This is a genomic window from Streptomyces sp. NBC_00483 (assembly GCF_036013745.1).
Lineage (GTDB): Bacteria > Actinomycetota > Actinomycetes > Streptomycetales > Streptomycetaceae > Streptomyces.
This window is the reverse complement of record NZ_CP107880.1, coordinates 5,274,768-5,289,240: the sequence shown is the minus strand read 5'-3', so window position 1 is coordinate 5,289,240 and position 14,473 is coordinate 5,274,768. Positions and strand designations below refer to the sequence as shown.

General features: G+C 73.1%; 8 protein-coding genes. 6 read left to right on the top strand and 2 right to left on the bottom strand.

The annotated features are described in order from the left end of the window. Window positions 1–243 precede the first annotated feature (243 nt). Together OHA73_RS23645 and OHA73_RS23640 are read left to right on the top strand one after the other, a co-directional pair. Entirely contained in the window at window positions 244–1,008 is a 765-nt protein-coding gene (locus tag OHA73_RS23645; protein ID WP_266712408.1) for a TetR/AcrR family transcriptional regulator, read from the top strand. Between the two features lie 239 nt (window positions 1,009–1,247). After that, entirely contained in the window at window positions 1,248–3,173 is a 1,926-nt protein-coding gene (locus OHA73_RS23640; RefSeq protein WP_327656058.1) for a sigma-70 family RNA polymerase sigma factor, read from the top strand. Window positions 3,174–3,183: 10 nt separating this feature from the next. On the opposite strand, the gene OHA73_RS23635 is transcribed toward OHA73_RS23640, so the two are convergent. Beyond that, window positions 3,184–6,456 carry an ATP-binding protein gene (locus OHA73_RS23635; RefSeq protein ID WP_327656057.1) on the bottom strand — a complete coding sequence of 1,091 codons (3,273 nt, stop codon included), beginning with the start codon at window positions 6,454–6,456 and terminating at the stop codon, window positions 3,184–3,186. 84 nt (window positions 6,457–6,540) lie between these two features. Continuing rightward, a complete protein-coding gene (locus OHA73_RS23630; protein ID WP_266712402.1) occupies window positions 6,541–8,634 on the bottom strand; it encodes an asparagine synthase-related protein in 2,094 nt (697 codons plus the stop codon). Window positions 8,635–9,252: 618 nt separating this feature from the next. On the opposite strand from OHA73_RS23630, the gene OHA73_RS23625 reads away from it, so the two are divergent. The 4 genes from OHA73_RS23625 to OHA73_RS23610 all read left to right on the top strand — a co-directional run bounded on the left by OHA73_RS23625 (window position 9,253) and on the right by OHA73_RS23610 (window position 14,468). Then, window positions 9,253–10,674 (top strand): MFS transporter, encoded by a 1,422-nt coding sequence (locus OHA73_RS23625; protein ID WP_266712400.1) that lies wholly within the window; start codon window positions 9,253–9,255, stop codon window positions 10,672–10,674. Between the two features lie 94 nt (window positions 10,675–10,768). Next, complete coding sequence (lhgO, locus tag OHA73_RS23620) at window positions 10,769–12,001, top strand: L-2-hydroxyglutarate oxidase (protein WP_266718744.1); 1,233 nt, start codon at window positions 10,769–10,771, stop codon at window positions 11,999–12,001. Window positions 12,002–12,250: 249 nt separating this feature from the next. After that, window positions 12,251–13,018: a tRNA (guanosine(46)-N7)-methyltransferase TrmB gene (trmB, locus tag OHA73_RS23615; RefSeq protein ID WP_266712398.1), complete on the top strand. Its 768-nt coding sequence runs from the start codon at window positions 12,251–12,253 to the stop codon at window positions 13,016–13,018. An 85-nt stretch (window positions 13,019–13,103) separates the two neighbouring features. After that, complete coding sequence (locus OHA73_RS23610) at window positions 13,104–14,468, top strand: PrsW family intramembrane metalloprotease (protein ID WP_443063115.1); 1,365 nt, start codon at window positions 13,104–13,106, stop codon at window positions 14,466–14,468. Window positions 14,469–14,473 lie beyond the last annotated feature (5 nt).

The window sequence follows — 14,473 nt, the reverse complement described above, 5'->3', positions numbered from 1 at the left end:
GAGGGCGGCGGGGCCGTCATGGCCAAATCCCGTACATGCTCCTTTCGAGGGGCGCCCGGTGCGGAACCTGCCCCTTCTGAATTGCTCCCGGCTCAACTATGTTCGTCTCTTGTCGGGGTGTCTGGGGGGATACGCGGACGGGATCGGGAAGAGGTCCCGGAAACCGCTGTCTGTTCCTCTGGCTCCGACAGACAATGGCGGGGAGTGTCTCCGGGGGGAGACGTCATTACCGGGGGAACACATATGCACATTCAGGACTCTCATTGGACCTCAGCCTCTGCCGTGGCGCCCTCGGGCGCGACCATGGGGGCCAACGGACGGGGGGCGGGCGACAGTTCGCGCTCCACGCCGCTGCGGGTGGACGCACAGCGCAATCTTGAGCATGTGCTGCGTGCGGCCAGGGAGGTCTTCGGCGAGCTGGGGTACGGGGCGCCCATGGAAGACGTGGCGCGCCGCGCTCGCGTCGGGGTGGGCACGGTGTACCGGCGCTTTCCCAGCAAGGACGTACTGGTGCGGCGGATAGCCGAGGAGGAGACCTCGCGGCTGACCGACCAGGCGCGCACGGCGCTCGGTCAGGAGAACGAACCGTGGTCGGCGCTCTCGCGCTTCCTGCGGACCTCGGTCGCCTCGGGGGCGGGCCGGTTGCTGCCTCCGCAGGTACTGCGGGTCGGGGTCGCCGACTCCGAGGAGGGCGTGCGCGACGAGCTGCGCGTGCCCGAACAGCGTGCCGCGACGCCGGAGTTGCGGCTCGTGGAGCAGCAGCCGATGGTCGGTGGCGACGGCCTGTCCGCGGACGACACGGGGGCCGCGGCGCTCCTCGAGGTCGTGGGCCGGCTCGTGGACCGCGCCCGTGAGGCCGGCGAGTTGCGCACCGACGTGACCGTGTCGGACGTGCTGCTGGTCATCGCGACGGCGGCCCCTTCGCTTCCGGACGCGGTGCAGCAGGAAGCGGCCTCCGCCCGGCTGCTCGACATCCTGCTCGAAGGGCTGCGGTCACGGCCGGCGTGACCGGTCGGATCCTCACCGAAACAAGGGGGTGACCGCGGGTCGACCAGATGGTCACTCGCGGTCAACTCTCGTTTACGGGAAGGTGGTTGAGGCTTCCCCGAACGAGTGATCCTTAGGGTTTGCGCACGCCAAATCTCCACGGATGAGTGGTTGCCGTGCAGCAACCACTTCGGGGGCCCTTGCGTGTGGCACTCTTTCCCGGTGATCGGGTCAGAGTGGGCGGTCGGGGGCATTCCGCAATGAGCGTTGACGGGCGGGACGAGCAGCGGCCCGAGGGCGGTGGGACGAGCGCCGAGAGCCCGCCCCCGCAGCAGGTGCCGAGCCAGGGCGGTCCGGGGCGCACGCACGCCGAGCAGCCGGACCTGCAGACACCGGACCTGCAGACATCAGTGCCGCCTCAGCGCGAGAGCGGCTCTTCCGGCGGCGACGACGGCGAGGTGCCGTCCTCCGATGCCGACCTGATCGGCCGCATGCGGGCGGGCGACGACAGCGCCTACGAAGGGCTGTACCGCCGCCACTCCGCCGCCGTGCGCCGCTACGCCCGCACCTGCTGTCGCGACGGGCACACCGCGGACGACCTCACGGCCGAGGTGTTCGCCCGCACCCTGCAGGCGGTGCGCAGCGGCAGCGGTCCCGAGCACGCGGTGCGTGCCTATCTGCTGACCACGGTGCGCCGCGTGGCCGCGAGTTGGACGAAGTCGGCGAAGCGCGAGCATCTCGTCGACGACTTCGCCGTGTTTGCCACGCAGGACGCCCGCTCGCGGGAGGCCAGCGACGACGACACGCTCGACCTGGGCGCCGACGTCCTCGCGATGCACGAGGCCGAGCAGTCGATGGCCATGCAGGCCTTCCGCTCGCTGCCCGAGCGCTGGCAGGCCGTGCTGTGGCACACGGAGGTCGAGGAGGAGTCGCCCAGCGAGGTCGCCACGCTCTTCGGGCTCGACGCCAACGGCACGCGCGTGCTCGCCAAGCGGGCCCGCGAGGGCCTGAAGGAGGCCTACCTCCAGGCCCATGTCTCGACCACGCTCACGCAGTCCGAGGAGTGCGCCCGCTACGCGGACCGGCTCGGCGCCTACGCGCGCGGCAGCCTGCGCACGCGGGCGGAGCGGGGCCTGCGCAAGCACATGGAGGAGTGCGCCAAGTGCCGGCTCGCGGCCGGCCAGATCAAGGAAGTCGCCAGCGGCATCCCCGGTGTCGTACCGATCGCGGTCATCGGCTGGTTCGGCGCCGCCGGGTACGCGAAGGCCGCGGCGTTCATCGGCGGTGGCGCCGCGAGTGCGGCGGGCGCGGCCGGGGCCGGTGCGGCCGCGGCGACGGGCGGCGGCTCCACGAGCGGCGGCGCCGCGGGTGGCGCGGCCTCCGAAGGACTCGGTGCCCCCGCGAAGGCCGGGATCGCGGCCGGTGTGGTGGCCGCCGGTACCGCGGTCGCGCTGGCGATGGCGCTCACCGGCGGCGACCCGAAGCCGAAGCCGGAGGCCCGCGAGCAGGCGCCGCCGCCCGCCTCGCAGCCGATCGAGCCGAAGAAGCCGAAGCCCGAGCCCAAGCCGCCGGCGCCCAAGCCGAAGCCACCGGCTCCCAAGCCGACGCCGACGCCGCCCAAGGCCTCCCCCAAGCCGACCCCGAAGCCCACGCCCAAGCCGACACCACCGAAGCCGAAGCCCAAGCCTCCGGCTCCCACGCCCAAGCCGACGCCGCCCAAGCCGACCCCGAAGCCGACGCCGCCCCCCGCCCCGGCCGTCTACCAGGTGAACAAGCTGCCGTACGACACCCTCGGGGACGACTCGCAGCCGGAGATCCGGCTCGGCGAGAGCAGCTGGGTGTGGCAGCGCTACGGCATGTCGATCGCCGGCAAGCAGTACGCGAACGGGGTGTCGGTGCACTCCCGGTCCTCCGTCACCATCGACCTCAACCGGAGCTGCACGACGTACGACGCCTTTGCCGGTGTCGACGACATGACGCTCGGTCTCGGCGCCGTCCGGTTCTCCGTCTACGTCGACGGGGCGCGGGCCTGGAGCTCGTCCGTGGTCAAGGGCCGCGATCCCGCCGTGCCGGTGCATGTGAACGTGGCCGGGGCGAAGTCGATCCGGCTCGTGACCGAACCGAACAGCCCGGCCGACTCGGTGGCGGTCGCCGACTGGGCGGAGTCCCGCTTCACCTGTAGCTGATCAGCCGGCGTCAGCCACCCGTATCGGTGTCGCCGCCGGCCTCCAGCTCCGCCAGGAGCCGCTCGTGCGTGAGCGCGGCGCCCGCCGCGCGCTCGGCTTCGTACCGTGCGTCGCCGAGCTCGGCCCGCACGCGGGACTCCGCGGCCTCGTACTCCTCGCGCTCCGGCATCGTCCTCGGCAGACCGGCGCGCATCACGTCGGCCGCCGCGAAGATGCGCACGGCGCGTGCCGTGTCGCCCGCGCTGGCGTGCAGTGCGGCTCCGACGTCGACGAGGCCCGCGGTCACCGACTCTGCCGTCTGGCCCAGGACCTCGTCGCGCAGCAGGTCGACCACCTTCCCGAGGCCGGCCCGGGGACCCGACTCCGCCGCCGTGACGCGGGCGTCGACCATGCCGAGGGCCGCGACGAACTGCGGTGGCGGGGTGCCGCCCTCCGCCACCGAACGCGAGACGTCCAAGTGCTCGCGCGCGGTGGCCACGTCATCGTCCGACAGGGCGAGGTAGGCCCGCAGCAGCCGGGCGAAGGCCGCGGTGTCCACCACCCCGTAGCGCTCCGCCTCGGCGGTCGCCATGTCGAGCGTCTTCTGCGCGGCGTCCCGGTCGCCCGCGCGGAAGGAGATCTCCGCGAGGCGCGCCATGAGGAACGGCGACTCGGCGTACGCACCCACTTCGTAGGCGAGCAGCAGCGCCTCCTCGTACTCGCCCTTGGCCTCCTCGTACAGGCCGCGCCCCATGGCGGCCTCGCCGGCCGCGCTGCACACCTGGGCCCGCATCCAGCGGTCGCCCACCCGGCGGCTCAGGCCCCGCAGTTCGGCGAGGTCGTCGTCGACACCGCTCATGTTGCCCGGCATGTCGACCGCCATGTGCGCGCGGAACATCAGGGTGACGCCGAGCTCCCAATCGCCGCCGTAGCGGCGGCAGTTGGCGACGGCGGCGTCCAGGTCGGCGCGCACGTCGCGGCCGTCGAGCAGGAACAGCGTGAACGGCCAGATGATGCCGGGGAAGCGGGCTCCCCGCGGGTTGGGCGGCGCGAAGACGGACTGCACACCCAGCGCGTACGCGCGCTGCTGTTCGTCGGCGACGGCCCTTTGCGGGTAGATCTCCGAGAGGAGGAACAGGGAGAGCAGCCGCAGGTTCATCTGCGGCCAGTACATCGGGTCCTCGGTGTCCTCGGGGAGCACGCCGTCCGGCAGCAGCCTCATGATGCGCTCGACCCAGTTCGAGCCCTCGTGGCGGTAGTTGCGCAGCCACCAGAACCAGCCCATGTGCAGCGCCAGGGCGATCGCCGACTCCAGGTCGACGGGTCCCGGCCCGGCGGTGACGCGGGTCAGCGCTGCGCGGATGTTGTCCAGATCCGCCTCCAGGCGCTGGATCCACGGGAGTTGCTCGGCGGAGCGCAGCTTGGGGTCGGCCGCCTCGACCAGCGCGCGCAGGTGGGCGATGTGCCGCCGCTCGGCCTCTGCCAGGAGCTCGGGGGCCTGCGCGGCACGCTCGGTGGCGTACTCGTGGATGGTCTCCAGCATCCGGTAGCGCATGCCCGCGGCGCCCTGCTCCTGGTGGGGCGCGGCGACGAGCAGCGACTTGTCCAAGAGGGAGCCGATGACGTCGGCGACCTCGCCGGTGGAGCACACGGCCTCCGCCGCCTCCAGGTCCCAGCCGCCGGCGAAGACCGAGAGCTCGGACAGGGTGCTGCGCTCCTGCTCGTCGAGCAGGTCCCAGGACCAGTCGACGACCGCGCGGAGGGTCTGCTGGCGGGGCAGCACGGTGCGGCTGCCGCCGGTCAGCAGGCGGAAGCGGTCGTCGAGCCGGTCCGCGATCTGGCGGGGCGTGAGCAGTCTGAGGCGGGCCGCGGCCAGCTCGATGGCCAGCGGCAGCCCGTCGAGGCGGCGGCAGATCTCGGCGATGGCCGCATGGTCCTGGCTGGGGTCGAAGCCGGGGCGGACCGCGGCGGCCCGTTCGGCGAACAGGCGGTGGGCGGGGTCCGGAGGCAGCGGCTCGACGGGGCGCACGGACTCCCCCGGGACGCCGAGGGGTTCGCGGCTGGTGGCGAGGATCGTGAGGCCGGGGCAGCGCGTGAGGAGGGTCTCGGCGAGCTGGGCCGCTGCGCCGATGACATGTTCGCAGTTGTCAAGGATCAGGAGCAGGCTGCGGTGTGCGCAGTGCTCTACGAGGAGGCTGGTCGGATCGGTCTGCGGTCCCGACAACTCGTTCGTGATCAGGACCGTCTCGCGCAGGTCCAGTGCGCTGACCACCGCGCCCGGCACCGCCAGCGGATCGTCGAGCGGCGCCAGCTCCACCAGCCAGGCGTGCGGAAGCGGCGCTGCGGCTTCCTCCGCGAGGCGGGTCTTGCCGGAGCCGCCCGGGCCCGTGAGGGTGACCAGACGTGCTCCTCTCAAGTGGGAACGGATGGCGGCGAGTTCGGGTTCCCGCCCGACGAACGAATTGAGCCGGGGCCGGAGGTTGCCGGTGCGGGGACGCGGGGCGGTCGAATATAGCCCCTGCGGCGATTGAGCAGCGGGGTCCGGGGCAGAGCCCCGTGGCGCCGACTCCGGGTGGGCGCTCGGGGCGGGAGCGTTCAGCAACTCCGCGTGCAGGGCGGCAAGTTCGGCCCCCGGGTCCGCCCCAAGACCCTCGGCCAACGTACGCCGGGCCTCCTCGTAAGCGGCCAGCGCATCCGCCCCGCGCCCCGCATCACGCAACGCGCGGATCAGCAGGGCGTGCAGCGGCTCGTCGTACGGGTGCGCGGTGGTGAGCTCCCGCAGCTCCGGTACGAGGTCGAGGGCGCGGCCGAGGCGCAGGTCCGCCTCCACGCGCGCGCGGGTGGCGTCCTGGCGGCGGGCCTCGTGGCGGGTGGCAGCCGTGTGGTCGGGGAGGTCTGCGAGGGCCGGGCCGCGCCACAGGGCGAGCGCGTCCCGCAGTGTGCGGGCGGCGGTCTCCGGGGTGTCCGCGGCGAGGGCGTCGGCGCCCTCACGGGCCAGGCGCTCGAAGACGTACAGGTCGATGTCCCCGCGGCTCGCGGCGAGGCGGTAGCCGCCTGCCTCGGAGGTGACCGCCTCCTTGCCGAGTGCGCGGCGGAGCCGGCCGACCAGCGCCTGCAGGGCGGCCGGGGCGTCGGCGGGCGGGTCGTCGGCCCAGACGTCGTCGATGAGCGCGTCGGTGGGGGCGGTGTGCGGGGTGTGCAGGGCCAGGGACGTGAGCAGGGCGCGCAGCCGCGGGCCGCCCACGGGCACGGGTGTGCCCTCGTCGTCGTATGCCTGTGTGGTGCCCAGGATCTTGTACTGCACTGAGGCATTGTCGCCGCTCCGTGGCACCAGGTCCCAGTCTTTTCCCCGGCGCGGCTGCCGGCGCTGCTCGCGGCCGTCGACCGGTTACCGCGGTCCCGCTCCCAGGGCGCGCTCCGGGACGACGCTTCCCGTCGGCACCGCACGCGCGCGCGCCGGGGTGCCGGTCCAGCAGGTGCCGCGGCGGGAGAGGAGGCGGCGCAGCCACAGTTCGAGGGCGACCAGGTCCGCCAGGCCGTCGAGCGGCAGCGGTTCGCCGTCGGCCGCGGCGCGCAGGGCCTTGCGGACCACGCGGGCCTCGATCAGACCCGTCTGTGCGAGCAGGGGCGTGTCGAAGAGCCCGATCAGGTGGTCCGCGGAGAGGCGGAGCCCGGCGCGGGTCGCCGCGGACGACGAGGCGTGGGAGGGGGCGCCCCAGCCGGGCGGCAGTTCGCTGACGCCCGCGCCTTCGAGGACCCTGCGCAGGATGTCGGCACGGGCCCCCGGCTGGACGCGCAGCGCCTCGGGCAGGGCGCGGCAGGCGCGGACGACCTGGTTGTCGAGGAAGGGGGCGTGCAGGCGCTGGAAGCGGACCTCGGCGGCCTGTTCGAGGATGCGCAGGTCCGCCGCGTGCCGGGCGAGGCTCGCGCGGGCGCGGAACTCTCCGGGGCGCTGGCCGGGTCCCGGACCCGGGCGGGTCTTGCCGTCGTGGAGGCGAACCGATACTTCTGCGAGCGCCTCTCCGGTCAGCCAGCGCGCGGCGGGACCCGGTCTGGCCCACGCCAGGGCGGCGAGCGAGGCACCGACGGCGCCGCCCGGCTCCTCGAAGCTGCGCTGAAGGAGTCGGCTGGAGAGAACTTCGAGGCCCGCCTTGTAGGGCGTACGGGCGAGTTTTCTGGCCGCTCCGTAGACGCGCGCCGGCACCGCGAGGGAGCCGTCCGCCTTCGTGAGCGCCGCGACGGGGCGCACCATGTGGCGTCGGCGCCGGTCCATCAGCAGGTCGGCAAGGCGCGCCGGGTGGGCGTCCAGGACCTGGCGGGCCCCGTAGCCGGTGAAGTGGTCGGCGCTGCCGGAGACGAGGCGTGCACGGTGGCGTGCGGCCGTGACGATGGACGGGCTCGGCTCGTCGGTGAGCGGTCCGTCCAACTCGGCGTACGGAAGCGCCTCTTCGCCTGCCGCCACCACTACGTGGTGGAGGCGTGGGTTCGCGGCGAGCGCCCCGGCTCTCTCGAGCTCCGCCTCGTGCTGGTCCGCCCGCGACGAGCGGTCGTTGAAGGTGACCGCCAGGAGGCGCTCGCCCGCGCCCGTGCCGTGCCCGAGGACCGTGCCGGGCATTCCGGGCAGGCCCGCCGCGAGGAGGGCGAGGGTGCCGGATGCCGGTCCGCCGGAGACGTCGGCGCCGATGCCGGGCACGGGCATGCCGCGGGCGGCCCGGCGCTCTGCGGGGCCCATGCCGGGCACGGGTCCGGGGTCCAGGTCGGTGCCCGGTACGTGCCGGGGCGCCGCGAGGCGGGTCCGTACCGCCTCCACGAGGGCGTCCCTGACGTCGTCCACGGCGCGCTCGGGGTCGACGGCGCCCGCGCCCACGGCGAGCGACGCCACGGGCTCGTAGCCGGCGATCTCGCGGGACCCGGTGCGCAGGATCAGCGCGTGGCCCGGCGGGATGCGGTGCACACCCTGGTAGGGCGTCGAGTCGTGCAGCGCCTCCGGGACGTCGGGTGCCGCGAGGAGCGCGGCCAAGTGCCCCACGTCCAGGTTGGCTTCGATGAGGTCGGCGAGCGGGAGCGCCGCCGTCGCGTACGCGGTGCCGCCCGCCCATGGGGTGTGGAAGACGGGGCGCGCGCCCGCGAGGTCGCCCACCACCGTGACGCGGCGGCCCACTTGGACGACGGCCGTGTAGCTGCCGGGCCAGGCCGTGAGGTGGCGCAGGGCGCCGCCGCGCGCCGCGAACAGGCCCACCCTCAGCTGCTCGTCGGAGGCGCCGCACACGCCGAGGACCGCGATCCGCGTCTGGTCGTCGGCCTTCACGATGCGGACTTCGTCGGGGCGCCAGTCGCCGACCGCCCACAGCGGATCCGGGTCGCCCCACAGGAGTTGGGAACCCACCGGGTGTACCGTTTCGCCCTCTGTTCCCATGGCACCCGCGGAACCGAGGGCAACGGGCCCGGAGGGGGCACTGCTCCACCCCACCAACCAGCGCATCGCCGCCTCCACAGGCTGTGGACAACCAAGGGATCCCCATGCTGCCACGAAGGCGGCCCCAAGGAGGGGACACGGCGAAGGGAAGGAGCGAGCGAAAAATGACGTACGCTCCCCCTAATGCGCCCCTTTTGAGCCGTAGTTGAACCGTGGTACGACCCGGTTCAGTTCGGATGTCAGGGGCGAGATTCGGCCAAATCGGCCGTTGATGGCCGGAGCTGAACATCCCGCTTCGGCCACAGCGCGCAACGCACAGTCCGGGAGGCGCACATCGCCTCCCGGACCGGTCCGCCGCCCGCGGGGATGTAGGCGGCGGTGTCCCCCAGCCCACTGGATCCAGTACAGCGGGCCGACCCACGCAGGTCCCATGCAACCGCCGCCCTGTCGACCCGGTAAGAGCGCACGCACGGGCGCACGGCACCACGCCCGGAGCACACGGTCACACGGCGTGGCCTGCGCCGTACTTCAGTACGGACAACAATCCCGCCATCCGGAATGACGACCCTTAACGCTTGGGATGCGGCGAACTACGCTGGGTGTACGAATGCCGCGCGGTTATGCCAGGCCGAAACAGACGGTGTGGTGCCCGGCGCGGCAGCCGTCTGTGTCGAGGGGTGGCTCATGTCCAGGGAGCAACGCGGGCCGAACGAAAAGCTCGGCGCCGTTCTCGCCCTCGCGGGAATCAGCAACGCAGGGCTCGCCCGCCGCGTCAACGACCTTGGTTCACAACGTGGGTTGACGCTCCGCTACGACAAGACGTCGGTGGCGCGCTGGGTGTCGAAGGGCATGGTGCCGCAGGGCGCCGCCCCGCACCTCATCGCCGCCGCGATAGGCCAGAAGCTCGGCCGGCCCGTGCCCCTGCACGAGATCGGCCTGGCCGACGCGGATCCCGCGCCCGAGGTGGGCCTGGCCTTCCCGCGCGACGTACGGGCGGCGGTGAAGTCGGCGACGGAGCTGTACCGGCTCGACCTCGCCGGGCGGCGGGCGGGCAGCGGCGGGATCTGGCAGTCGCTGGCCGGGTCGTTCGCGGTGAGCGCGTACGCGACGCCCGCGTCCCGGTGGCTGATAACCCCGGCCGACTCCTCGGTGGCGCGGGAGGCCCACCACGTGGAGGAGGAGGCGCCCCAGAAGGTCGGCCACAGCGACGTACAGAAGTTGCGTGAGGCCGCCGAGGACGCGCGGCGCTGGGACTCCAAGTACGGGGGCGGCGACTGGCGTTCGTCGATGGTGCCCGAGTGCCTGCGGGTGGAGGCGGCACCGCTGCTGCTCGGCTCGTACTCGGACGAGGTGGGGCGCTCGCTGTTCGGCGCTGCGGCCGAACTGACGCGCCTGGCCGGGTGGATGGCTTTCGACACCGGGCAGCAGGAGGCGGCGCAGCGGTACTACATCCAGGCGCTCAGGCTCGCGCGCGCGGCGGCGGACGTGCCGCTCGGCGGTTATGTCCTCGCCTCCATGTCGTTGCAGGCCACCTACCGCGGGTTCGGTGACGAGGGCGTCGACCTCGCGCAGGCCGCCATCGAGCGCAACCGGGGCCTTGCGACGGCCCGGACCATGAGCTTCTTCCGGCTCATCGAGGCACGCGCGCACGCGCGCGCCAGTGACGGGCACGCGGCCGGGGCCGCATTGCGGGCCGCCGAAGGCTGGCTGGAGCGGGCCCGTGACGGCGACACCGACCCTTCGTGGCTGGGCTTCTACTCGTACGACCGGTTCGCGGCGGACGCGGCCGAGTGCTACCGCGACCTGAAGGCGCCCCGTCAGGTGCGGCGCTTCACGGAGCAGGCGCTGTCGAAGCCCACGGAGGAGTTCGTGCGCTCGCACGGGCTGCGTCTCGTGGTGTCGGCGGTGGCCGAGCTGGAGTCGGGGAACCTGGACGCCGCGTGCGAGCAGGGGACCCGGGCGCTCGAGGTGGCCGGGCGGATCTCGTCCGCGCGGACCACGGAGTACGTGAAGGATCTGCTGCACCGGCTCGAGCCGTACGGGGACGAGCCGCGGGTGGTGGAGCTGCGGGAGCGGGCCCGGCCGTTGCTGATGGCTCCGGCGTAGGCCGGGGCCGGGGGGCTGTGGAACCGTTGCGTCGCGCAGAGGGCGGCTTCTCGCTGCCCTCCATCCGCATGAATTGTCAGTGGGGTCGGGCAAGATGCTGGGTGTGTCGGGAGTGGAGGTGAGGCCCGTGGGGGCGGCTGCGTATGACGGGGACGTGCTGGTGGTCGGCGGGGGAATCGTCGGGCTCTCCACCGCGTATGCCGTGTCGCGGGCGGCGCCGGGGACCCGGGTCGTCGTCCTCGAGAAGGAAGAAGGCCCGGCCCTGCACCAGACGGGGCGGAACAGCGGGGTCATCCACAGCGGGATCTACTACCGGCCGGGCTCGCTCAAGGCGCGGTTCGCGGTGCGCGGCGCCGCCGAGATGGTCAAGTTCTGCGCGGAGTACGGGATCGCGCACGAGGTCACCGGGAAGCTGATCGTCGCCACGGAGCGGGAGGAGCTGCCCCGCCTGCACGCCCTCGTCCAGCGCGGCCGGGAGAACGGGATTCCGGTCCGCGAGCTCGGCCCCGCGCAGATCCAGGAGTACGAGCCGGAGGTGCGCGGCCTCGCCGCGATCCACGTGGGGACGACGGGGATCGTCGACTACCGCGCGGTCGCCGAGCGGTTCGCCGAGGCGTCCGGGGCCGAGATCCGGTACGGGGCGGACGTCGTGCAGGTCGACCGGCGCGCGGACCGGGGTGTCGCCGTGCGGACGAGAGCGGGCGACGTGGTGCGCGGGCGGGTGCTCGTCAACTGCGCGGGGCTGCGCTGCGACGAGGTGGCGCGGTTGACCGGGGACGACCCGGAGATGCGGATCGTGCCGTTCCGCGGCGAGTACTTCGAGCTCGGGCGGCCCGACCTGGTGCGCGGGCTCGTCTACCCCGTGCCGGATCCGGCGTTCCCGTTCCTCGGGGTCCATCTGACGCGGGGGATCGACGGCGGCGTGCACGTGGGGCCCAACGCGGTGCCGGCGCTCGCGCGTGAGGGCTACGGGTGGGGGGTCGTGCGGCCTCGCGAGGTGGGCGGGACGTTGGCCTGGCCGGGGGCGTGGCGGATGGCGCGGAAGCACTGGCGTTACGGGGCGGGGGAGATCCACCGGTCGTTGTCGAAGGCGGCGTTCACGAAGGCTGTGCGGAGGCTTGTGCCCGGGGTGGGCGCGGAGGACATGGTGCCGGTGGCGGCGGGGGTGCGGGCGCAGGCGGTGTTGCGGGACGGGACGTTGGTCGACGACTTCCTCATACGAGAGGGTGAGCGGGCGGTTCACGTGTTGAACGCGCCCTCGCCTGCGGCGACGGCTTCTCTGCCGATTGGGCGGGAGATTGCGCGGCGAGTGCTTGCACTGGTGTGACCTCGGCCGGTGCCGGGGTTGACGTCTCGGGGCTCCGCCCCGGGCCCCGCGCCTCAAGCGCCGGCGGGGCTGAAAAGATCGGGGCTCCGCCCCGGATCCCGCTGCTCAATCACCGACGGGGCTTAAAGGATCGGGGCTCCGCCCCGGACCCCGCTGCTCAAACGCCGCAGGGGCTTGATTTGCCGGCGCCCGCCGCAGGGGCTTGATCTGCCGAGCCGCGCTCGCAGTGCCCGTAAAATTGGTGCCACTGTGTCTGAGTCGTCTGAAACCCCCGCGTCCACCGCCCGCCCCAACGAGCCGCGGTTCCCCGACGGGCCCCGGCCCGACCCCGCGCAGTCGCACTACGAGCACCGCATCCGCAGCTTTCAGCCCCGCCGCGGCCGGGTCACCGATGCGCAGGGCGACGCCCTGCACCGGCTGTGGCCCAAGTGGGGTCTGGACATCGACGGGCAGCGCAGGCTCGACCTCGCGGAGCTGTTCCCCGGCGTCGAGCGCGTCGTCCTGGAGATCGGCTTCGGCATGGGCGAGGCCACGGCGCAGATGGCGGAGGACGACCCGACGACCGGCATTCTCGCGGTCGACGTGCACACGCCCGGCCAGGGCAATCTGCTGAACCTGGCGTCCCGCGCGGGAGTCGACAACGTACGGGTGGCGAACGGCGACGCGGTCGTGCTGCTGCGCGACATGCTCCCGGACGACTGCCTCGACGGGTTGCGCGTCTACTTCCCCGACCCCTGGCCCAAGAAGCGCCACAACAAGCGACGGCTGATCCAGGCCGAATTCCTGTCGCTGGTGGCGGGACCGCTCAAGCCGGGCGCGATCGTGCACTGCGCGACCGACTGGGAGGACTACGCCGAGCAGATGCTCGAGGTCCTCACCGCTCACCCCGACTACGAGAACACCATCGAGGACGGCGGCTACGCGCCCCGCCCCGACTTCCGCCCGCTCACCCGCTTCGAGGGCAAGGGCCTGAACAAGAGCCACGTGGTCCACGACCTCCTGTTCCGGCGCCGATAGGTTCAGGGCCGGACCCAGAGTCGGCCTCAGGCCGGATCCTCTCGGCCCCGTCGCGGCGGGCCGCATCCCTCGTTAGGGTCAATTGGTGGCCTCGTATCCCGTCTATCCGCACCAGCAGGACGACGTCCTCGGCGCACACCCGAGCGGCGCGGTCCCGCACGGTGCGGTTCCGCATCCGCGCTGGTGGGAGCGGAAGGGCGTGCGGGCCACCGCGCTTGCGGCGCTGCTCGCGATCTCCGGGGTCGTGATCCTCGCCATGGTCCGCGAGCAGACCGGCACGGAGGGGTTCCTGGTCGGGCTCGGGCTCGCCGTGCTGCCCGTGCCCCTCCTCATATCCGCGTTCCGCTGGCTGGACCGCGTACAGCCGGGCCCCTGGCGGAACTTGATCTTCTCCTTCGCCTGGGGCGCGTGCGCGGCGGCGCTGATCGCGATCGTCGCCAACAGCTTCGCGACCCGCTGGATAGAGACCGCGACCGCCGACCCGTCCAGCGCCGACACCCTCGGCGCCACCGTCATAGCCCCGATCGTCGAGGAGTCCGCGAAGGCGGCGGCCGTGCTGCTCGTCTTCCTGTTCCGCAGACGGGACTTCACCGGAATCGTCGACGGCGTCGTCATCGCCGGGGTCACCGCCACCGGCTTCGCGTTCACCGAGAACATCCTCTATCTCGGCAACGCCTTCGGCACCGACCAGCTCTCCGGCACCGGAGCCGGCCTGGCCTCGGTCACCGCGGCCACCTTCTTCGTGCGCATCGTGATGTCCCCGTTCGCACACCCCCTGTTCACCGTGCTCACCGGCATCGGCTTCGGTATCGCCGCCGCCATGGCACCGGGCCGCGGCCGACTGCGCCGGATGCTGCTCCCGTTCGCCGGGCTGCTCGCCGCGATGGGCATGCACGCGTTCTGGAACGGCTCGTCCTCGTTCGGCGAGTACGGCTTCTTCGCGGTGTACGCCGCGTTCATGGTGCCGGTGTTCGGCGTGCTCACCTGGCTCGCGGTGTACGTACGCCAGCGCGAACTGCGCACCATCCGCCAGGAGCTGCCCGCCTACGTCGCCGCGGGCTGGCTCGCCCCGCCGGAGCCGTTCGCGCTCGGCTCGCTCAAGGCGCGGCGCCTGGCCCGCGACTTCGCCACGCACTACGGCGGCCGGGCCGCCGCGACGGCGGTCGCCGAGTACGAGGACTTCGCGACGTCCCTCGCGCTCCTTCGCCACCGCGGCCGCAGGGGCAAAGCCGGCGCGGACTTCGTCGAACGGGAGCGGGCGCTGCTCGAAGCGCTGTGGGCGCGGCGCGACTACGCGCGCCCGGCGCTCGCGTACGGCTCCCAGATCGCGGCGCCGATGTGGCTGCCCCCGGTGTACGCGGGCCCACTCGCGCAGGGCCCCGCGTACACACAGGGCCCCACGTACACGCAGGACCCCGCGTACATCTACGACAACCCGTACCGCTACTGAGACGC

Bases quoted from the DNA above. Each gene is read 5' to 3' on its own strand.
- OHA73_RS23645 (WP_266712408.1), top strand. From the start codon at position 244: ATGCACATTCAGGACTCTCATTGGACCTCAGCCTCTGCCGTGGCGCCC.
- OHA73_RS23640 (WP_327656058.1), top strand. From the start codon at position 1,248: ATGAGCGTTGACGGGCGGGACGAGCAGCGGCCCGAGGGCGGTGGGACG.
- OHA73_RS23630 (WP_266712402.1), bottom strand. From the start codon at position 8,634: ATGCGCTGGTTGGTGGGGTGGAGCAGTGCCCCCTCCGGGCCCGTTGCC.
- OHA73_RS23625 (WP_266712400.1), top strand. From the start codon at position 9,253: ATGTCCAGGGAGCAACGCGGGCCGAACGAAAAGCTCGGCGCCGTTCTC.
- lhgO (WP_266718744.1), top strand. From the start codon at position 10,769: ATGCTGGGTGTGTCGGGAGTGGAGGTGAGGCCCGTGGGGGCGGCTGCG.